This is a genomic window from Alteromonas hispanica, from assembly GCF_010500915.1.
Lineage (GTDB): Bacteria > Pseudomonadota > Gammaproteobacteria > Enterobacterales > Alteromonadaceae > Alteromonas > Alteromonas hispanica.
The window spans coordinates 457345-478802 of sequence record NZ_JAAAWP010000001.1 but is presented as its reverse complement, the minus strand read 5'-3'; the positions used below and the strand labels follow the sequence as shown (position 1 = coordinate 478802).

Below are 21458 nucleotides of genomic sequence, written 5' to 3'. Positions count from 1 at the left end.
GTTATCGCGACTCCTTTGCAAAATCGGCAATGATATCGCTAATAAACGCAATGCGCTCCTTAGCTGTTTCGGTTTTCTTCACTAAGCGAAGTTTTTGACTTCCCTCAAATTTAAAGGTATTCGGTTTAGTTTGAACCTGTTTAATAATGTAAGCAGGGTTAACCGTGGTATTTTCTTTAAATTCCATGGTACCGCCTTGCGCCGACAAGTCTACTTTGAGAATACCTATGGCCGCCGCTCTTATCTTAATTTCCGCTACATCGATAAGGTTTTTAGCAGGCTCTGGCAACAGCCCAAAACGGTCAATACATTCTACCTGAAACTCATCGATATCGTCTTGCGTTGCGCAGCTTGCTAAGCGTTTGTATAGCGATAAACGGGTGTTCACATCGGCAATATAATCTTCAGGCAGAAGGGCCGGTATGCGAAGCTCTACTTCTGTGTGCCCAGACATAGCATCGTCTAGCGATGGCTCTCTGCCATCTTTGAGCGCGTTTACTGCTTTATCCAGCATGTCCATATAAAGACTAAAACCGATGCTGGCGATTTGACCAGACTGATCGTCGCCAAGCAGTTCACCGGCACCACGAATTTCTAAGTCGTGGGTAGCAAGCGCAAAACCAGCGCCTAAATCTTCTAACTGAGCAATGGCATCTAAACGCTTGCCGGCGTCTTTGGTCATGCGTTTAGGGTGGGGCGTTAGCAAGTATGCGTAGGCTTGGTGGTGAGAGCGACCCACACGCCCGCGCAACTGATGCAGCTGCGCTAGGCCTAAATGATCGGCCCTGTCCATAATAATGGTATTTGCACTTGGCACATCAATACCAGTTTCAATAATAGTGGTACACACTAACACGTTATAACGCTGGTGATAAAAGTCGCTCATCACGCCTTCTAAGTCGCGTTCACGCATTTGACCATGGCCAACGGCAATGCGAGCCTCTGGCACTATTTCCGCTATTTCTTCTGCGGTGCGAGCAATGCTTTCCACTTCGTTATGCAGGAAGTAAACCTGACCACCACGCAAAATTTCACGCATAATGGCTTCACGTATAGTGGCCTTATTACGCTGCTGAACAAAGGTTTTTATAGACAGGCGCCTAGCCGGTGGCGTAGCGATAATGGAAAGATCTCGCATGCCAGAAAGCGCCATATTAAGCGTGCGCGGAATAGGGGTTGCGGTAAGGGTAAGAATATCTACATCGGCCCTGAGTGATTTGAGTTTTTCTTTTTGACGTACACCAAAGCGATGCTCTTCGTCGATAATTACCAAGCCCAAATCTTTGTATTTTATATCGCTAGACAGCAGTTTGTGGGTTCCTACTACAATGTCTACTTTGCCCTCGCCAATGCGCTCAACTACGTCTTTTTGAGCCTTTCCACTTACGAATCGGCTCATTACTTCTATTTCAAAAGGCCAGTCGGCAAAGCGATCTTTAAAGTTCTCGTAGTGCTGCTGAGCGAGCAGCGTAGTGGGTACGAGTATTGCCACCTGCTTGCCGTGATTAGCGGCTAAGAACGCGGCGCGCATTGCGACTTCGGTTTTGCCAAAGCCCACATCGCCACATACGAGACGATCCATAGCCAGCGGATTGCCCATGTCATGCATAACTGCGGCAATTGCCTGCGCCTGATCGGGAGTTTCTTCAAAAGGAAAACTGTCGGAAAACTTTTGATAATCATCCCAGTTGATTTGATAAGCAAAGCCGGGCTTGGCGGCACGACGAGCGTATACATCTAATAGTTCGGCAGCGACGTCGCGAACTTTTTCAGCGGCTTTTTGCTTAGCTCTAGACCAAGCATCTGAGCCTAATGAGTTAACCGGTGCGCTGTCGGCATCGCCACCGGTATAGCGAGAAATTAAATGCAGCGACGCAACAGGCACATATAGTTTCGACTGCTTAGCATACTCTATACACAGATATTCAGTTGTTACACCGCCAGCATCTAACGTTTGCAGGCCAAGGTAGCGACCTACACCATGATCTAAATGCACTACAGGTTGCCCAATAGAAAGCTCTGCCAAGTTTCTGATGATGGAGCTTTCGTCGGTTGCGGTGCGTTTGTCGCGTAAGCGTCTTTGGCTAACCTTGTGGCCTAGCAGCTCGGTTTCAGTGATAAAGAGCAGTTCGCCTTCTTCACTCTTCCAGCGAAAGCTATGCTCTACCATGCCCACAGTAATGCCAATGGTATCGTGACTAGACAGAAAGTCGTTGAACGTATCAACGGCTTTAGGCTTTATTCCTGCTTTGGCCAGTACCGTTAATAAACCTTCTCGTCTTCCTTGCGTTTCGGCACAAAACAGTATTTTGGCACCTTTTTTCTGTGCTTCATTAACCGTGGCAATTAAACGCTCTGCTGGAACCTTTTTTTGCGAGTTGATCGCAATGTCATCTATTTGTTCGCAATGTAAGTTGAAGCTTCCTACTTTTTCTTCAATCACCCTGCTTGCAAGTGACGCTCTTGGCCAACGTTTGATATTGCCGAACAGTTCGTCGATGGGTAGAAAAAGCTCGTTAGGAGCCAGCAGTGGACGCGCTAAATTATAGCGGTACTGCTCGTAGCGCTCTTTAACATCGGCCCAGAAAAATTCGCTGGCGTCTTTTACATCGCCGTGAAGCAGCAGCAAGCTTTTGGGATGTAGATAATCGAACAAGGTTGCGGTTTGTTCAAAAAATAGCGGTAAGTAATACTCTACGCCACTTGGCATTGTGCCTTTACTTACCTGCGAGAAAATACTCTCTGAGGCATTGTTAGCGTCAAACCTTTCTAGGAAATTTTGCCGAAATAGCGTTATTGCCTCTTTGTCGGTAGGAAACTCACGAGCGGGAAGCAAACGAATTTTGTTTACCGCATCGCCGGAGCGCTGAGTTTCGGTATCGAAGTATCGAATAGAGTCTATTTCATCATCAAACAGATCTATTCTGAACGGCTGATCGCTGCCCATTGGAAAAAGATCGATAATACTACCGCGAACTGAAAATTCGCTGTGACTCATTACCTGACTGACGTGGAGGTATCCTGCTTGCTCTAGGTTGCGTCTAAATTCGTCGCGGTCTAGCGTGTCGCCTTTATTCAGCATCAACAAATATTTAGCAAGGTAATGCGTTGGCGCAAGACGCTGCATTAGCGTGTTAACGGGAACAATAAATATGCCGTCTACTTGCTGAGTAAAACGAAACAGGGTTTCTAGGCGCTGAGAAACAATATCCTGATGAGGGGAGAACGAGTCGTAGGGCAAAGTTTCCCAATCAGGAAATAACGTAATAGGAACGTCTTTGGCCGAAGGCCTGTTTGCCATAAAAAAAGCGAGTTCTTTTTCTAGCTTCATTGCCGACGGCGTGTCGGCGGTAATAAGCACTATTGGGCCCTTGTACTGGGCCTGTGCTTGGCTAATACAAAGCGCGGTGCTGCTACCTTGTAATTGCCCCCATTGCTTATGATCCTGAGACGATGCGTCTTTCTTCTGCGCCGGAAGAGGCAGTGATAATAAGGTGGCTGTCATGACGTCCTATAACTGTTTAATACAATTTATACCAATGTAAGATGGCAATGAGTACTGCTAGTGGTGCCGTTTAGGATCCAGATTTTTTCTCTTTTGCTCGCTTTCTAAGCTGCTGCGTTTGAATGTGCAGGCTAGCGCGCACGAGTAATTCCTGGTCTTGCTCGCGAATGGCACTAAAAATAAACGCTATATGGTAGCTATCTCCTACGGGCTCGCAAGTAATAACTTCGCCGTAACAGAATATGGCCGCTGCTTCAGCATCTAAAAACAATTTTAGCTCGGCAAGTGCGCCTACTTCTAATGATGTGTCAGACTCGACAACAACACCTCCGCCGCCAAATTTTACCGAGCGGTAGCGCTGCTGCGGATCATCTTGCTGGTGCAGAACAAACGACATCATAAGGTCTATTTTTCTAGACTGATGATTAAGAAAGTCGGCGAGGGATTCAGCATGGTCGCCGAGGTTGCGAAGAGGTCGTATTGCTTGCGCTTCAATTGTGGCCATTTCGCTGGCGATACGAAATGCGTAAGGCATTGCGTCTTCTATTGCATCTTCAGCGGGCACACTTTCACCTTCGGCAAGAGGCCGAATGTTAACATTGATGTTCGAAGCGATTGAAAAATACTCTTCGAATTGGGCTTTTTTTTCTTCTAGACTAAGTGTGCTCACATCATTCCTCTGCCACTAATTCTTGTGCAGCCAGTAGCTTACACGTAGTATACGCACTTTACTATTTTGGGTGAATCTCGTCATCTTGCTTTTTGATTTAGCATAGTTATGTAATAGGTACTGTAATACGCGCTGTAAAAAGCTCGAACATTTGTTAGCTTAGACAATCTCTGCCGTTTTGTGAGTAAGATTATGCTGTTTCTTGAAAAGCTGCGTGTTAGTTGTGTTGTGTTCAGTGGCGAGAGAGATTTTACTATTTATTCTAAATACAAGGCGCTATGTCCTATCTTCTTTCAGCATCTATAGCTTATCGCTATGCCAAATCGAGAAAAGCGAATCAAACTAGCTTTGTATCTTTTATCAATCGCTTTTCGGTAGCCGGTATCGCCCTTGGTCTAATGGCGCTAATTATTGTTGTTTCAGTTATGAACGGCCTTGAAGGCCAATTAAAGCAGCGCATTCTAGGCATTGTTCCCCATATTGAAATTACTTCTGATGCCAAGTCAGATATCAACGAAACCATCACCCAAGCCCACACATCCGCGAAAGCGAATACAAAGACGAATACAAAGACACCCACGTTAAGCGAAAACCCCGTTTCAGAGACACCCACGCAAAATAGTTCACAAGTCGTCAAAGAAGTCATAACAGAGACACCCATGCAACCAGTCGCAGACGCTGGCGAAATTTTTGATACTTCAACCCCATCGTTGCTAGACCTGATCAATGGCTATCTCAGCAAGACACCCATGCAAGAGGTTCTTGCCGTAATGGCCTACAGAGAAACCGAAGCTGTTGTTCAGTCGCGCAAAGATTTGAGGGGAGTTCAACTACACGGTATCCAGCCCCTGGGCATGAAACAGCACACTATGGTGGCGAATAACATGGAGCAGGGGCGCTTCTCTGATTTAGAGTCTGGTAGCTTTAGAGTAATAGTAGGGCGCGCATTGGCACTTAAACTCGATGTGAGAGTGGGCGACAGAATGCGAGTAATGGTAGCTGGTGCCAGCGTTTACACTCCGTTTGGTCGCATGCCTAGTCAACGTTTGGTGACTGTTTCGGGAATATTCGATATGGGCTCGCAGATGGACGACAAAGTGCTGTATATGAATATTGATGATGTAAATCGACTCGTGCGCGACCCCAAAGCCAAGGGCGAGTCGGTGAGACTGTTTCTAAATGACGCGTTTAATTACCTTGCCATCGTAAATACCCTAAAAGCAGAGCTTGGTGTAAGAGCCTCACACATCAAAACCTGGCGAGAAAGACAAGGGCCCTTGTTTGACGCAGTAAAAATGGAAAAAAATATGATGATGCTAATGCTGCTGCTCATTATTGCCGTTGCCGCGTTTAACATTATATCTGCCCTGGTGATGGTGGTGTCTGAGAAACAAGGGGACATTGCGGTATTGCAAACCCAAGGAATGACGCCAAAAACAATTATGCTCATTTTCATACTAAACGGCTTGTTCAATGGCGTAAAAGGCGCGGGAATAGGATTAATACTTGGGTGTCTCGTTACTAGTCAGTTAAATAACATACTCGAGCTGGTTAATTCTCCTCTTGCTCTTGCTGCAGACGGCAGCGGTTTACCAATTGAAATGGATATTTCGCAAATTGCGAGTATTACCTTGTTTTCAATGTTACTGTGCATTGCAGCGAGTATTTACCCTGCGTATAAAGCGATGCAAATTCAGCCGTCGCAGGCACTGCAGAACGAATGATAAACAGCATGATTTAATGAGTTTTCCGTGCAAATTGGTGTGAAGTTCACTATACTCGCGGTCTTTTAAATTTCGCCCAGTGAGACGTTATGAACAAGAATTTTATCACCTCGCAATCGTTACTTCAGGACTCCTTTCGCTTGGCCGCTAAGGTATATGAAGACGGCTTCCGTCCAGACTTCATCATAGGAATTTGGCGAGGTGGCGCACCAATAGGTATTGCAGTGCAGGAATTCTTTGAGTTCAAAGACACTTCTACCGACCACATAGCGGTGCGCACATCGTCTTATTACGGTATTAATCAGCAATCAAAAGAGATCCGTGTGCACGGATTACATTATCTGGTAGAAAACGCTAATGCTGGCGATAAACTTTTGATAGTTGACGATGTTTTCGACTCTGGTCGCAGCGTAGATGCGCTAATTAAGCAAATTAACAAGCTTATGCGTTTAAATATGCCGAAAGATATTCGTATAGCCTGCCCGTGGTACAAACCGCAAAATAACACCACAGATATCGTACCAGACTATTATGTTAACGAAAGTGATGAATGGTTGGTATTTCCTCATGAAATTGCAGGCTTGTCTGAAGAAGAAATTCGCGCTGGTAAAGGCGAGTTGGCAGAAGTTATGGATATTCTTTTCGATAAGTAATAGCGCTGTTTGCAGTGTGGTTTGGTGTTGTTCAACATATGCAACATAATTACGTTTAAGATAATCACGTTCAAGATAATTACGCTCAAGATAACCACGTTCAACATAACTACGCATTAACCCCGCTACCCATGAAAAGGCCGCTATGTGTAAGCTGACTTAAGCTATTTATACACCGCGGCTTTTTGTTTTATGTTAGTCGTCTAAATTAGCGCGGTTCTCATCACTTGCTACCGGAAGCGTTAGTGTAAAGGTAGTGCCTACGTTCACCTCGCTATCTACCTCTATTTTACCGCCCATAGAGTCGATAATAGAAAAAGAGATATAAAGGCCGAGTCCTGTGCCTTTACCGGTTGGTTTAGTGGTATAGAAGGGGTCGAAAAGCTTCTCTAAATCGCTTTTTTCAATGCCGCTGCCTGTGTCTTTAACTTTTACAATAACATGTGAGCCATTGCTCTGGGCATCACAATACGAGCGCACCGTGAGTTTACCTCCTTCATCCATAGCCTGGGCCGCATTAACGAATAAGTTAACTAAAACCTGATTGATTTTACCGGTTTTGCCCTGAATGAGAGGAACGTCTGCCAAGTCTGTCTCAATAGTGACCTTGTGTTTCATTTCACTGTTAACAAGGCGTAACCCATTGGTGATACAGTGGTTTATATTGACAGTGTCATCATCCGAAACATCAGAGCTATGAGAAAATGCACGCAGGCTGGTTATAATCTCTGTGACACGATTGAGCCCTTCAGCCGACTCTTCGCAAATATCAGCAATTTCATCAACAATGGGGCCAATTTTATTCCCGCTAACCCATTGCTTTGCTTTATCAGCAATGTGGGCCCGTTGTTCGTCATCCTTAGCCATTGCGAGTTCGGCAACTATCTCTTGCATGTTAGTGAGCGAGGGCAATACCTCTTTAATGAACATCATGTTGCTATTAACAAACGCAATGGGATTATTAATTTCATGTGCTACGCCCGCTGCCAGAAGGCCGAGAGAGGCCATTTTCTCTGAAGAAATAAGGCTTTTCTCTACCTGAGCTTTTTCTTCTTTTAGCTTAATTGTTTCCAAAGCCATTAATTTGGCCTGAACACTCATCGACATTTGTTGCGTAAAAGTACGGTAGCGGTTTGCCATGTCAACGTACTCTTGGGTGTAGAACCCCAGCGTTTGATGACCAAACACCATCACAGCCTGTTGATGATGCACTCTGAAAGGGCAGTACAAAGCAGATGTGATTGGCGCTTCTAGTAGGGGCAAGTGCGCTTGCCATGTAGGCTGAAGCTTAATGTTGAAAAGTGCAACCGGTGAACTTTTAATTGCCCTAGACAGTGTATCATCAACGTCCCAAAGGGTGTCTATAAGCTGCGGGTGGGTGCTGTTTGTACAGCGCATTTTCCCTTTGCTATCGTTTTCCAAAACAAAGCAGACGTCGTAGCTGTACAAATTGCGAAAAATACCAAACATTTTGGTGTACAGCTCTTGCTCGTTTCTTGCAGTGAGAAGCGCTCGGGTACCTGCTAATAAGGCATCGCTTTCTTTTTTATGTGCCTCTGCTTGCTCTTTTAGTCGATAGACAAGGGCTAAGTCTTCGAGAACGTTTTCGTAATCCTTACTCATTAAGAAAAACTACCATTTAGAAAAAACTACTGCTGATATCATCAAGTTTCCATGCCTGTTTGTACCGTCTAAAAATCGTCCCTGCTCACCAAAGGTATAGGTACCGCAAATGGGTAAATGTCCAAAGGTCTTCTGTAGTGACTCGAGCATAGGGTGTATTTCGTCACCTACAGTTAGGCGACAGCCTGCACAATATATTAGCAGAACACCTGCCGGCTCTCTATCATCCGGTAGAAGCATTATCGCATTGTTGATCACGCGTTCAGCACGGGCAGTTAAACTGGCAATGCTGCCTTCCATTAGAACCAGTTCTTCGCCTTCGGTCACCTTTGAAAATACATTCAGGCCACCGTCTTCGCACACTTGGTCTGGGTGACACAGCAGGTAATTCAATGCGCCATTCTCTAATTGAACCGGCCGACCTAATGGTACGGTAGAGGTAAGTCCAAGTATTTGACCTCCAGACAGTTGGTTTTTAATGAGCCCGTTTGTGGCCTCGTTATAGGCTACACTCGCAGCAGTTCCATTGAGTTCTAATATGTGTCTGTTATTCGCTTTTGTGGCAATAAACTCGGTATTGGTGGGCTTGTATCCAGAGCTATAGCTTAGTCCTAGCGGTGACGAAGGATACATTACAGCCACTGCAACGCAATTTGCACCGCTGTGCTGTTGGGTGCAAATAAACCAATTGCCTTCTACTGTATTATCGGCCGCTGACCCGCCAAAAATGGGCACCTGCTCACCAACAACGCTGGTAAAGCCATTTAAGATATCCTCTTCTTCACCAGGCGGTAACGCACACCATATAAGCGATGGACTTTCAAAAGGCCTGCCTGCATTTTTAAGCGCACTTTCAAGGGCACTGGCGCCGGCGTCAAAAGCACTGACTTCTGAGCAATCAGCGCTTCCAACACCAAACGCGCCATCTTCATCAGTGATGGATAACACAGAAAGCCCAGCATCGGCTTTGGCATGGACGTCATTACATATTAAGCTACCAAGACAAGACGAAGCGATTAAAAACGGGACTTTTGTCTCGGCGAGAGAGGCGGCAATCACTGCCGGATTGTGATGTGCATTCGTATAGGCAACCAGCAACGAGGCATTTTCGTCGTCACGGATTGAACGAGTGACCTCGTCAGCGGCTAAAGAGGTCTCTCTTTGATCAGATGAATAGGTTTGTATTTGCATAGTGTATATCTACATAACAACCAGAACTAGTTTTGATAGCTATAGTGTAGAAGAAAATAAGTTAAACACTTATTAACAATTAGTTATAAAAATCAATTTGTTTTTAGCACTCTGGCCTATCGATTTGTACTGAAAGGCTCAGGGTAAGTGACTAAAGGGTTGATATTGAGGTTAAGCCAAAGCTTGCTGAATAGCGAAGGCAGAAGGCAGAAGTCAGAGTGCAATAGCAGTCGTTTTGAAATCGTAGCGGCGCAATTACGTTTATACAGGTACATCAAATTAGGCGCTGCAGGGGTCATTTGTTGTCGAGATAGAACTTATCGTGGAACGTGTAGACCCAAGTTGGCTGGTAAATCACAAGCAGTGTTATGGCCATACCGTTTAAAAGAGCCTCTGGAAACACCAAAAGGGGAATAAGAACGATGTAATTGGAGAAAATAATATCCCATGTATACACACCTTCAATAAAGTAATACCCGCCTAATGTGAATGTTTTTAACGCAATGCCAATTGCGGCAGGGAAAAATGCGCACACGAAAATATAAACGAAAAGCTGTCGTGGTATGCGATGGAAAGAGAGCATAAAGAAAAAATACGTTACCGCGATAGGAAGCACATTGCCAAGTAGCCCGCTAATGCCAATGCTCTGCCAGCTGCCGTAACCAATAAAATGCGCCCCTAAAAGCGCGATAAAGGATGAAATAACGGCGTAGCGAAAGCCTAACATCAGTGTGAGTACAGAGAGGCCCAGAAAGTGTACGTCTAATCCTTCGAATATACCGGCTTTTAGCAGCCAAAGTACAAAAAGCGCCGCGGCAGTGCCAAACACCAAATGTTGTTGATGTTTGGTTTTCGCAAAGTGACCAAGATCTACTGTTTTAAGCGATGCTAAAACAAACAGTCCGTAAACCACTAGACCTAAGATTTGCAATGTACTCACTGTTTCTCCTACGTTTTCACTCGACCACGTCGCTCGCGTTGTACGTCGATACTGCTATGTTATTTATAGGTTGCCCAAATAGGCGCATGGTCAGAGGGCTTTTCTATGCCTCTTAACTCGTAATCAATGCCCGCATCGCTTAATTTACTGTGTAGCGATGGCGTGGCAAGTATTAAGTCAATCCTTAAACCGCGGTTGTCGTTGAAGCCTTTAGAGCGATAGTCGAACCACGAAAATTCATCACTTTTTTCTGGGTTAAGAGAGCGATAGCTATCTTCAAATCCCCAATCTAAAAGCGTGTTTAGCCACTCTCTTTCTTCAGGCAAGAAGCTACATTTGCCGGTGCGTAACCAGCGCTTTTTGTTTTCTTCGCCTATGCCGATGTCTAAATCGGTGTGGGAAATATTTACATCACCCATAACAATCACGTTTTCATCTGGCGTGTGACTTTGATTTAAATAAGACATAAGGTCTTGATAAAACTTTCGCTTGGCAGGGTATTTTGTTTCGTGCTTTTGATTTTCGCCTTGTGGAAAATATCCATTCAGGATGGTAACGGGCTCACCATTATCATTTGTCGTTTTAAGTATGATCATTCGACGCTGTGCATCTTCGTCGTCGGTAGGAAAACCCATCTCAACAGAGGTTGGCGCTTTTTTAGCTAAAAATGCTACGCCGTAGTGGCTTTTTTGACCGTGAAAAAAGACGTGATAACCCATCTCTTCCACCGCTTTAATCGGGAACTGTTCATTGTGTACTTTGATTTCTTGCAGGCCAATGACGTCAGGCTGGTGAGTGTCTATAAGGGCTTGAAGCTGATGAAGACGGGCACGGATACCATTAATATTAAACGAGACTACTTTCATAAAATGTTTTTATTCAGATTTAACAATAGCGCTATGATATCAGAAACTGCTGCCATAACTCACAAACGAAGTTGTTTCGCATAATTGTGCAACCAGACGATTGTCGCTAAATCTCTTTCCTGCGCTTATTCATTAGTTGAGAGAATAATATCTTATAAAAACACGTGGAATAATTAAGATAATTTATACGTTTGCTATTGAACTTCTGCTTCTTGACTGCAGTTCGCTTGACCCAGCTCAATCAATAATGAAAACCATGCGTTGGCATCATCAACGATAGTGTCGATACCTACTTGTGAGTTGAGCCCAAGCTGCGGGAGCTTATCTTCAACTTCTTTTTTGAAAGACACCCATGCTTTCGCGCAATCAGCCATAGTGGCGTAATATGAGGTAGGAATATTTTCATCATGCTTCGCCAATCGTCTGAGAATGATATTCGCGCCCATAGAAGAACCAAGCCAAATGTAGGAAGCAGCTATTGCGGCTGACTTCGTGTTTATAAATGTAAGTTTAGAAGCGTACTGCGATGTATCAGATTGATTTGCAAATGGGTTTTTGCCATCGCAGTTGGCTGCTTTACTAATATCGTGGGTGTCTCTCTTTAATGAGTTGGCCACCTTTTTGGTATTTAACATGTCAAAAACTGGCGTTAGCGTGGGTGTCTCGCTAACGGTGGCTGAAACATGCTGTGCCGTAATGCGATGAAAAATGGTCATTACGCTGAGCACACTTGCGTAGGTATTGATGTTGAAATCAGACAAGTTGTGAAAAAGTGAAAATGGAGGAGTGTTTTCTAACTGAGTGTGTTTATCGTGGGTGTCTTGCTTAAGCGCCAAAAACAAATTTTGCATATATCTCGTCTTCGTTCTTTTGATGGTAGTGAAGAGATGCTTTCGTATACTTTTTGGCGGTCGACGCGCTCAAAATCACGTAAATCAAATCTATATTCATGATATCACGAGGAAAGCAAAGCTGCACTTTGGTGTTAATGAGAATAGCCATTGCACACTTAAATGGTGCAGGTATACTTCCCCGAAATTTTTAGACGAGAATTAGTGTGTTTCCAGAAACCGTAAGTGAAAAACTATCTGACGCTGTGATTGAGCAAGCAATGAAACTTTCAGCAGAAGAAAGACAAATGCTTGTAATTAGCTATGTAGCCAAAGCGAAAGAAGTGTGTTTAGTACAAGGTACAGAGGGCTTTGTAATGCTAGAAGATGATGGTGTCATTCGGCTACCTATCTTTCCACATGCAGACCTTGCCACAGCATTTGTTACAACAAATGGTTTAGATGGTACAAGCGTTAGCACACCCCTCGATGAATTTATTTCGACCTGGCTCCCTGGCTTAGAAAAAAATGGTGTGGAATTAGTGATGTTTCCCACTCAAAGCGATGTAGAGAATTTAGTAATGACAGCGCCTGAGTTGGCTGAAGAGTTAAACGCACTTTAATAGCGTTTAATCTTAGAAGATACGTTAGTAAATGGCTTATGTTGGAGAGAGTTAATGACGAAAACACACTCTGAGCTTCTTCCACTCGCCCTTACGCTTTCATGCGCGAAAAGTTGGGAAGACTTTACTCGAACCCTAATGCTTGCTGGCAAAGCGCTGCCAACAATGCCGCCGCAGTTAAAACAGGATGCAACATCGGTAAAGGGGTGCGAGAGCCCGGTATGGCTAGCTTATGTTGAAACCACAAGTGAAAACGGCGCTCGGTTTTTTGCATTTTCTCCCAGTAAAGTGATTCGTGGTGTGCTTGCGGTGTTGCTCGAAAAGGCAAATAGTATGGAGCAAGCTCAGCGTAGAGATTTTGACTTCGATACTTATCTAGAGGCATGCCAACTTCAGCGCTATATGAGCGAATCTAGAGGAAACGGAATAAAAGCCGTTGTCGAAAAGCTGAAAGCCTATTAGGCTGAAGCGGTATGAAATAGCGTTCTGACTTTGTTAACTCCACTAGGCTTGTTTTAAATTGCATCTTTCCAGATGCCCTAGATAAACCAGTCGTTTTACTTCGAATATGGGTTAGGGCTATTTATTTGTTTGCTTATTTTTTTCTTCAATCCATTGAGACATATACTTTGTCGCATTGAGACTTTGATGCCACATTAACCCCTGCAAAAATAGTGATTTGCGATGATTTTCTAATTCTTTACAGAGGCAAGCTATCTGGCTTGGTAACGTTATCGTGGGTGTCTTTGTAATATAGTGTTTGAGTAAAGCTTGTGCTTTTTGGCTTTCCACTTGCCACGCTTTTTCATCTTGATAGAGCAGGGTAGCTTTGTCGGCGATATCGTCTATCGTGATTTGCACATTGCTTTTTATTTTCCCGTTTATTGTTTCGCCTTTGTCAGCATGAGTGCTTGTGGCTGAGACAATGGGCAAGCACAGGGCACCTGGCCATGTTGGTGTATTTTTATCTTTTAGATTTTTTGTACCTATTGTGCTCTCTGTATCTAATATGCCCTCTGCACCGACCCAGGTTGTAATACTTGGGGTACCTGCTTTCATGGCGTCTAATAATTTTCCTTTAATGCCTGCTCCAAATCGAATGGGCGCTAATAAAATTTTAGCGCTAGACATCACTTCATCAGCGCTTTCAGCCCATCCTTTCACTAAAAAACCTTGGCTGGGGTTGTGTAGTTGAGATGCTTTCTTAGGTAGATATGCGCCATAAATGTGAAGCTCTGCGCGAGGAAGCTTTTTGCGAATGGCTGGCCAAATATGCTGCTTTAATTGCAGCACTGCATCCCAATTGGGGGCATGGCGAAAATTGCCAATATGCACAAAATGCTGACGACTAGCAAAGCCTGCGGGTTGTTCGTCATAATTTTCAACAATAAGAGGGTGCAGCCGAAGTTGCTTGCTGGGCACACGATAATGGTTTTCCAGTAAGTTTTTTTCGAAATCAGAAATAATTAGCGTAAGATCTGAACGCAGTATGGCCGCAACTTCACGCTGTGCCAGTTCTGTGTTTAGGTTTGCGTTAGCAGCATTGCCGGTACTTTTTACAGCATCGTGTCGCGCTTGTCGCAAACTGTGCAGGTCTTCTGTATTTAATATTCTAAGCGCATTAGGACACATCTCTTTTACTCGCCAAGAGAACTGCTCTTCTGTCATGTATCGGTCGAATATAACCACGTCTGGTTTGAGTTCACTAATGCGGGTGTTAAACGAGCTGCAGTTTAGTGCAATGGCTTCGCTGTTAACCCCAAGTGCCGCTAAATCTGCTTTTTGCACGCTGTCTGTGGCGGCAGTAAGAAACGTTACTTTATTACCGGCTTGTCGATTTTGCTTAATTATTGAAAGCATATTTTGACCTGCGGCAGACGAGTTAGGCTCAGGCCACACATAGCCGATAATAACGACGTTTAACATAGAATGATTTTATCCAACGATTTAAAGGCCGAGATAATATCAAACTACATTCGATGAATATATTTTTGCTGCCGAATTGTATTTATTCACACTTTTTAACATTTCTGATTAATAAACAGGAATAAATTGCACGGATGTAAAAGCAATTCAAATAAGACAACGTTATACTACGCTATGCCCTAGTTACTAGTTAACAGATAAGTATGTGAAAGGTATCCACATATTTTGCATTTCGCGTTTATTTAAGTTGGTATGGTATTTTTAAGTTTTTGAAAGTAGTGAAAATTATACTTTTTGCTTATACGACATTGGTTGACCATTGAGATAAAAGCGCCTATACCTTTAGAAGTATGAGAGAAGGACGACTCGAACAACACCGACATAGCTGCATTGGAGTGAGTGCACAGATGAATTTAGATGAATTAGTTTCGAAAGCCGAAGACTTATTCGTATTGCCAGATTCCGTATTACGGCTAAAGCGCTGTATGGATGATGAATCGTCAAGCATAGAAGACATAGGCGAAATTATCGCTTTTGACCCATCGTTAGCGGCACAACTGTTGCGCGTTGCCAATTCTGCGTTATATCGCTTCCCAAATAGAATAGAAACCATTACCAAGGCTATTCAAGTTGTTGGTACGCGTTCAACCTACGATCTAGCGCTAGCGTATGGTGTTAGCCAAGCATTTAGCAAAGTTGATGCTCAAATTATTGATTTAGATAAATTTTGGGAGCATAGCGTGTCTTGCGGGCTTCTTGCTAAATATTTCGCAGATATGAGAAACACCAAAGAGCCGGAGCGCTTTTTTGTCGCTGGCTTGTTGCATAATATCGGCGAGTTGGTGGTAGTGTCTACGTTGCCCGAAGCTGCACAGCGGTGCTTGAATTTTAGTGAGCAAGTTACGCCTGCAGAACTTCAGTTTGGTGTATTAGGCTACACCTACAGTCAGGTGTCAGCGCGGCTCATCCAAAAGTGGGGGATCCCAGAAACAATTGCTACCCCTATTGCGAATATTCATAACATCCAAGATGACACATCGACAGACAACGATCGTATTCTGCAGCTTTCCTACGTTCTGTCGCTAGACAATGTAAACCCCGAAATATACCCAAGTTACCATAACTTGAAGCCAGAGTTACATGAGCAACTATCTCTCAACAAGGATGATTTGGAAGATGCATTGGATATAACCAATCTGCAGTGTATTTCAGTTATATCCCTATTTAATCCCAACGCTTTCATGCTTTATTGAAGCTTCGAAGCGTTGCAATAAACCGCGCAATTAGTCGAAAACTGCCACGGTTTGTCGGCTAATTGCGATAACTTCGTTGTCTTTATCCCAAATTGTTGCCTCGGTATGGCCATAGCCATCAGCCGCCTGTCTGGTATGCGCTTTGTAAGCGAACCAATCTTCAGGCGAAACTGGCTTATGTGGATGAATAAACTCTAAGTTCCAGCTCACTGTGCTCGCAGGCGCAGGCAGCTTCATCATTTGAAGTAAGGTGGGCGGCCAAGCATCTATCATGGTGATAATGTGTGCGTCGGTTATTTGCGCTGGTGGTTGCTTAAACCTCATAAATCCGTTGTAAATACTGGTTTTCTTACGCGTAAATGGAATACCGCCGTCTTCAATAGCAAGGTCGAAATAACGCAAGAATTTGGGCGTAATCTTTGGAATCTGCGGAATAAACTTGGCTTTGTTTGGCGCTGGCATATCGTGGGTGTCTTTGTTCTCAACTCGAATAGCTGACTTTCGGCCCATCCCGAAACACGCCTGAGAGAAAACGCAGCTTTTACCGTCTTGAATAGCGTGAGCGGTGAATTGAGATACATTTTTACCCACTCGCAAAAGCGTGACTTCAATAGAAAAAGGGGTATCTAGCATGAGCGGGCCAACAAAGTTGGTAGTAAAAGAGCGTAATACTCTTTCATCGTTAATTTGTTGTTTAACCGCGGTATAGAGCATACCTGCAGAAATTCCGCCAAAGGCAGTTCTGCCTTGCCCCCAGGTTTTCGGTATCACAAGCCCGTCAATTTTCCACGTGTTGTCGGAGGTTTGTTCAAGTGGTTCGATATTCAACAGTTCATCTACTGTCATAACTGCCTGTCTGGTCTGATGAGTATGTGTCTAAATATCCTACCTCAAGCGATAGGGAACAAAAAGCCTGACTTACAAATTTTCGTTATGTTTACAAATAAGTAACAATTACTTGCCAAATAATTTACCTCATGCATAGACTGCACTATCTTCATTTAAAAGGACTGTTATGGCCCACACAAGCGTTGAAGGTATACCAGCTGACCAAGCGGGTGCATCTAAAGGTTATCGAAACTACGTACTGTTTATTCTCACACTGGTTTATGCATTTAATTTTATCGATCGTCAGATCATAGGCATTCTTTCACCTTTCATCAAAGCCGATTTGGGGTTAGACGATGCTCAGTTAGGTTGGCTGAAAGGCATTTATTTCGCGCTTCTCTATACGGTAATGGGGATCCCAATTGCATGGCTTGCCGATAGGTACAATAGGGTAAATATAATCGCCATCTCACTAACGCTTTGGAGCGGCTTTACGGCGGCATCCGGTTTGGCAAGCAACTATTTTCAGCTGGCAGTGGCACGTATTGGCGTGGGTATTGGCGAGGCAGGCGGAAGCCCGCCATCACACAGTATAATTTCAGACTTGTTTCCCAAAGAAAAAAGAGCCGGCGCGTTGGCGATTTACTCCTTGGGCATACCATTTGGCATCATGCTCGCATTTTTTGCATCAGCGTTCTTTTTACAGGGCGGTTCAGCAGATTGGCGTACGGTTATGTATAGCGTGGGTATTCCAGGAGTTTTACTTGCGCTTGTTTTGAAATTTACCGTGAAGGAGCCCTCTCGCTCACTTACTGCGGCCTCGCAGGTAAATGACGCGAACAAACCAAGCGTTAAGAAATCGCTGAAGCAGCTTCTAAAAATACCTACATGGTGGGGTATGGCACTGGGTATTTCGTTTGGTTCATTTGGCAACTATGCCATTTCTACCTGGATCATTGATTACTATGTGCGTGCCTTTGCCGGGCTAGATATCACCCAACTTTTAATTGTGTTTGGCATCATCAACGGCACAGCCTACGCTCTTGGTGTGTGGCTTGGTGGCTATATTGCCGATAGATGGGGTAAGCAGAATAAAAAAGCGTATGCGCTACTGCCAGCGATTATGCTGATTATTGGTGTTCCCGCATTTTATGTTTCACTACAGGTTCAAGACCTATGGCTTTCGGTAGGGCTAATAGCGCTACTGTTGTTTACTAGTGGCTCTTACTTAGGTCCAAGTTTTGCGATGGCACAGACACTCGCGCCGATAAATGTTCGAGCTATGTCTACAGCGCTATTCTTCTTTGTGCTTAACATTATTGCACTTGGTGGCGGTCCTACTTTAACAGGAATAATCAGTCAGTCTCTCGTGCCTTCTTTAGGTGAAACTGAAGCATTAAGACAGGCTCTTATCTATCTTGTTGTTCCATATGCACTGTCGATAGGCGTATTTTTATGGACCAGTACTAAGATAGTGAAAGACTGGGAAATGGCGGAATCGAGGGGGTTATAGTACTATAAAACTACACTCACTAAGGGGCTGATTTTTAGCCCCTTTTCTTTTTCTTTAGGTTCAGGAGTGACATGGTGTCTTCTGCAGAATTAAGTTTTCATTTCGCCCATGCTAATGGGTTTCCTGCTGGGAGTTATAATACCCTTTTTTCTGCATTGCCTAGCAGTTTTAACCGCTTGCATGTGGAACGCTTTGGCCATGACCCAAAGCTGCCGGTGAATGGAAACTGGCGCAACCAAGTTCAAGAGTTGATAAAGCATATTAAAGCTGAAAATAAAGATGACCGGGGGGTATTTGCCGTTGGGCATTCTTTTGGGGCTGTTATTTCCTATATGGCTGCGTGCGAAGAGCCAGAGCTATTTAGAGGGTTAATTCTTTTCGATCCTCCTTTAGTTGTTGGCCCAATGAGTCACTTTTTCAGAGTAGCTAAATTTACCCCTCTTATTAATAAGCTCACACCAGCCAAATTAGCGCAAACCCGAAATACGCGCTGGCCAGCCTCAACAGACATGGTGTCTTATTTTCATGGTAAGGCATTGTTCAGAGATATGGATAAGCGGTGCGTGAGAGACTATGTTAATGCGGTAACAACTAAAAATGCAGACAGCATTTCACTCACATTTAAAGCTGATGTAGAAGCCGCATTATTTAGAAACGTTCCACACAATTTAGGTAAATATAAAGGGAAACTTCGATGTCCTGCAATTTTAGTAACAGGGAAGAAAAGTAAAGTATGCCGACCTGAGATGTATGAACGTTTAATGCAGCATAACGCTATGGAGCACACAGAAATGGAGGGGGGACACATGTTCCCGCTTGAGCATCCCGAAGCGGTAGCAAAATTTATTGCTACCACTTTACGGGAGTGGAACCGTTAAAAACGTTACAGACTTCGGTTAATATGAACCTGTGTGCTGGCCCAGCATTTCGCGTGTTACCAGCACCACGCCCTTCTCCGATACTCGGAAACCTCTGGCTCTGTCTTCATCGTGGTCGTAACCAATCACCGTGCCCTCAGGGATAACGCACCCTCGGTCTATGATAACCTTCTTGAGCTTACAGCCGCGCATAATTTCAACGCCGGGCAAAATAACGGCATCTTCAATAAGCCCATAGGAATGAACGCGCACATTAGAGAAACAAATAGAGTTTCTTAAGGTAGACCCTGAAATAATACAGCCACCAGACACAACCGAGTTAATGGCTTCACCACGTCTATCATCATCTTCCCAAACAAACTTTGCTGGCGGCAACTGCTCTTGGTAAGTCCAAATGGGCCACTTTTTGTCATACAAGTTAAGCTGTGGCACGGGTGCAACCATTTCCATGTTGGCATCCCAGAACGAATCAAGCGTGCCCACGTCTCGCCAGTAGGCATTGTTCCCATCTGTTGCTTCGTATGGAAAGGCTTGAACCTTGTGCTCTTCAATAATGGCGGGAATAATGTCTTTACCAAAGTCTCGTTGAGAGCCCATGTTTTCAGAGTCTACTCGAAGTTGTTCGAATAAGAACTCTGTATCGAATACATAATTCCCCATCGACGCTAAGCAGTGTGTTTCGTCATGCGGCAGAGGTGTAGGGTGCTCTGGCTTCTCTTCAAAACCAATAATTCGGTAAGACTCATCTACTGACATGACACCGAAGGCACCGGCTGCCTCTTCAACGGGAACTGCCATGCAGGACACCGTCATTTTCGCACCCGATTCAACGTGTTTCGCCAGCATATCGCCGTAGTCCATGCGATAAATATGGTCACCGGATAAAATCATTACGTATTTTGGAATTTCGTCTCGAATGATGTCAATATTTTGAAATACCGCGTCTGCGGTGCCTTCATACCAGTTGTCTGAAAAACGTTGAGAGGCTGGCAAGATCTCAACAGACTCACCTAATTCTCTCTTAAAGTGGCCCCAGCCACGAACAAGGTGTCGAATAAGCGAGTGTGATTTGTATTGGGTAACAACACCGATGCGTTTGATACCTGAATTAACACAGTTTGACAGTGGGAAATCGATGATCCGAAATTTTCCGCCAAAGTAGAGTGCGGGTTTTGCTCGCCAGGCTGTGAGCTCGTGGAGTCTTGAGCCTTTACCACCTGCTAGTATTAACGCATAGGTATCGCGAGTAAGGTTGCTTATGTAACGAGAACTCCGATCAGTCATTCTTAAAAAACTCCTGTTAATAAGTGGTGCCGCTTGTTATGCAATTTGAAGAACTTGAATAATTTTAGCTATATGCGTTTCGTTGATGCTCTTTGTCGTTTCGAGTGAAGAATCTTTGAATGCTAGTTTCATCTTACAGAACCCCTATAAAAATAATAGGTGCTGTTTGTTACTTTACGTCACTTTTTATTAACTTTAATGATATTTATGACATTAAGTGATTTGATGGCTGTATGGTGTTTTAAGCAAGACACCCATTCTAGGTGTTTTATCGAGATGTTTTATCAATGTTTTATCAAGACACCCAAGCTTAGAACGGCACAAGGTGCTTTATCTAGACGCTTTATCTAGACATCCATGCTTACTAAGCTGCAGCTCATTGTCGATACCAAGCGACATCAATTTCTTGCAAAAGAGCTTGGGTGTCTTTGTATTTTTTAGGTTTATATAAATCCGTTTATTGAGTTCTTTTCATTATAAATAAGAAAAATGGACGATGACTTTTGTTAATTAAATGTTATATTTTGTCTGGGCAAACAAGCTGGAGTAAAACATGGGTGTGTTGAAGAAACTCTTCTTTACTGTGAGTACATTAATCGTTATCGGCATCGTCGCTAGTTTTTTTATGCCTCAACACTACACAGTAGAGAGAAGTATAATCATTGACGCAGAAACGTCAGATGTTTATCCATATGTTGTCAATTTAAAGCAATGGGAGAAGTGGGGAGTGTGGTTCAAGCGTGACCCAGATATTGAGCTTTCCTATGAAGGTCCAGACCGCGCCATTGGAATGCGGCTAGAGTGGAAGAGCGAAACGCAAGGAGATGGTGAGATGGAAATTACCTTATTAGAACATAACAGTAAAGTTGGCTATTCTCTGTTCTTTCCAGAGCTTGATATGGGCTCTGATGGCGTAGTCGAAATCGAAGCTGTTGACGAAGGAAGCCGGGTAACCTGGCGCGATAAGGGAACAGTAGATAACAATCCAGTCAATAAATTTTTTATTCTCTTTATAGACGGTATTATCGGTCCTGATTTTGCGCTTGGTTTAGAAAACTTGAAAACAGTTGTTGAAAATAACGCTTAACTTACTTGATAACTCTCTATTTATTTTCTGATTATTTATAACTTGTTGATATTGAGATGATCCT

General features: G+C 43.9%; 18 protein-coding genes. 8 read left to right on the top strand and 10 right to left on the bottom strand.

Features of this window, described 5'->3' with window-relative positions; all coding sequences use genetic code 11:
• Nucleotide 1: 1 nt before the first annotated feature.
• Both mfd and GTW09_RS02010 read right to left on the bottom strand, forming a co-directional pair.
• Nucleotides 2-3505 carry a transcription-repair coupling factor gene (gene mfd, locus GTW09_RS02015; protein WP_163109614.1) on the bottom strand — a complete coding sequence of 1168 codons (3504 nt, stop codon included), beginning with the start codon at nt 3503-3505 and terminating at the stop codon, nt 2-4.
• A 70-nt stretch (nt 3506-3575) separates the two neighbouring features.
• Nucleotides 3576-4175 carry a PilZ domain-containing protein gene (locus tag GTW09_RS02010; protein WP_163109611.1) on the bottom strand — a complete coding sequence of 200 codons (600 nt, stop codon included), beginning with the start codon at nt 4173-4175 and terminating at the stop codon, nt 3576-3578.
• A 278-nt stretch (nt 4176-4453) separates the two neighbouring features.
• On the opposite strand from GTW09_RS02010, the gene GTW09_RS02005 reads away from it, so the two are divergent.
• Together GTW09_RS02005 and GTW09_RS02000 are read left to right on the top strand one after the other, a co-directional pair.
• Entirely contained in the window at nt 4454-5899 is a 1446-nt protein-coding gene (locus tag GTW09_RS02005) for an FtsX-like permease family protein (RefSeq protein ID WP_163109608.1), read from the top strand.
• Nucleotides 5900-5988: 89 nt separating this feature from the next.
• Nucleotides 5989-6552 (top strand): phosphoribosyltransferase, encoded by a 564-nt coding sequence (locus GTW09_RS02000; RefSeq protein WP_071979212.1) that lies wholly within the window; start codon nt 5989-5991, stop codon nt 6550-6552.
• Between the two features lie 195 nt (nt 6553-6747).
• Here the strand turns inward: GTW09_RS02000 and GTW09_RS01995 are convergent, their stop codons facing one another.
• The 5 genes from GTW09_RS01995 to GTW09_RS01975 all read right to left on the bottom strand — a co-directional run bounded on the left by GTW09_RS01995 (nt 6748) and on the right by GTW09_RS01975 (nt 12023).
• Complete coding sequence (locus GTW09_RS01995; protein WP_163109605.1) at nt 6748-8175, bottom strand: ATP-binding protein; 1428 nt, start codon at nt 8173-8175, stop codon at nt 6748-6750.
• A gap of 9 nt (nt 8176-8184) precedes the next feature.
• Nucleotides 8185-9366, bottom strand: a complete 1182-nt coding sequence (locus GTW09_RS01990) for an FIST signal transduction protein (protein ID WP_163109602.1) — start codon at nt 9364-9366, stop codon at nt 8185-8187.
• Between the two features lie 295 nt (nt 9367-9661).
• Complete coding sequence (locus tag GTW09_RS01985) at nt 9662-10306, bottom strand: energy-coupling factor ABC transporter permease (protein WP_163109599.1); 645 nt, start codon at nt 10304-10306, stop codon at nt 9662-9664.
• Nucleotides 10307-10365: 59 nt separating this feature from the next.
• A complete protein-coding gene (xthA, locus tag GTW09_RS01980) occupies nt 10366-11172 on the bottom strand; it encodes an exodeoxyribonuclease III (protein ID WP_163109596.1) in 807 nt (268 codons plus the stop codon).
• Nucleotides 11173-11366: 194 nt separating this feature from the next.
• Nucleotides 11367-12023: a biliverdin-producing heme oxygenase gene (locus tag GTW09_RS01975; RefSeq protein ID WP_163109593.1), complete on the bottom strand. Its 657-nt coding sequence runs from the start codon at nt 12021-12023 to the stop codon at nt 11367-11369.
• Between the two features lie 206 nt (nt 12024-12229).
• Here GTW09_RS01975 and GTW09_RS01970 point away from each other — a divergent pair, with 206 nt between their 5' ends.
• Together GTW09_RS01970 and GTW09_RS01965 are read left to right on the top strand one after the other, a co-directional pair.
• Nucleotides 12230-12625 (top strand): DUF2750 domain-containing protein, encoded by a 396-nt coding sequence (locus GTW09_RS01970; protein ID WP_163109590.1) that lies wholly within the window; start codon nt 12230-12232, stop codon nt 12623-12625.
• A 54-nt stretch (nt 12626-12679) separates the two neighbouring features.
• Nucleotides 12680-13087 carry a SufE family protein gene (locus GTW09_RS01965; RefSeq protein ID WP_163109587.1) on the top strand — a complete coding sequence of 136 codons (408 nt, stop codon included), beginning with the start codon at nt 12680-12682 and terminating at the stop codon, nt 13085-13087.
• A 117-nt stretch (nt 13088-13204) separates the two neighbouring features.
• On the opposite strand, the gene GTW09_RS01960 is transcribed toward GTW09_RS01965, so the two are convergent.
• On the bottom strand, nt 13205-14551 hold the full coding sequence (locus tag GTW09_RS01960) for a glycosyltransferase (RefSeq protein ID WP_163109584.1): 1347 nt from the start codon (nt 14549-14551) through the stop codon (nt 13205-13207).
• 407 nt (nt 14552-14958) lie between these two features.
• Here GTW09_RS01960 and GTW09_RS01955 point away from each other — a divergent pair, with 407 nt between their 5' ends.
• A complete protein-coding gene (locus tag GTW09_RS01955) occupies nt 14959-15804 on the top strand; it encodes an HDOD domain-containing protein (RefSeq protein ID WP_071979203.1) in 846 nt (281 codons plus the stop codon).
• A gap of 30 nt (nt 15805-15834) precedes the next feature.
• Here the strand turns inward: GTW09_RS01955 and GTW09_RS01950 are convergent, their stop codons facing one another.
• On the bottom strand, nt 15835-16650 hold the full coding sequence (locus GTW09_RS01950) for an acyl-CoA thioesterase (RefSeq protein WP_163109581.1): 816 nt from the start codon (nt 16648-16650) through the stop codon (nt 15835-15837).
• Between the two features lie 169 nt (nt 16651-16819).
• Here GTW09_RS01950 and GTW09_RS01945 point away from each other — a divergent pair, with 169 nt between their 5' ends.
• Together GTW09_RS01945 and GTW09_RS01940 are read left to right on the top strand one after the other, a co-directional pair.
• A complete protein-coding gene (locus tag GTW09_RS01945) occupies nt 16820-18145 on the top strand; it encodes a spinster family MFS transporter (protein ID WP_163109578.1) in 1326 nt (441 codons plus the stop codon).
• Between the two features lie 74 nt (nt 18146-18219).
• The gene (locus GTW09_RS01940; protein ID WP_163109954.1) at nt 18220-19023 is read left to right on the top strand and encodes an alpha/beta fold hydrolase; all 804 of its coding nucleotides are present in this window, start codon (nt 18220-18222) and stop codon (nt 19021-19023) included.
• Between the two features lie 18 nt (nt 19024-19041).
• On the opposite strand, the gene glgC is transcribed toward GTW09_RS01940, so the two are convergent.
• A complete protein-coding gene (gene glgC / locus GTW09_RS01935; protein ID WP_071979199.1) occupies nt 19042-20307 on the bottom strand; it encodes a glucose-1-phosphate adenylyltransferase in 1266 nt (421 codons plus the stop codon).
• Nucleotides 20308-20860: 553 nt separating this feature from the next.
• Between glgC and GTW09_RS01930 the strand changes: the two genes are divergently transcribed.
• The gene (locus GTW09_RS01930) at nt 20861-21394 is read left to right on the top strand and encodes an SRPBCC family protein (protein WP_163109575.1); all 534 of its coding nucleotides are present in this window, start codon (nt 20861-20863) and stop codon (nt 21392-21394) included.
• Nucleotides 21395-21458 lie beyond the last annotated feature (64 nt).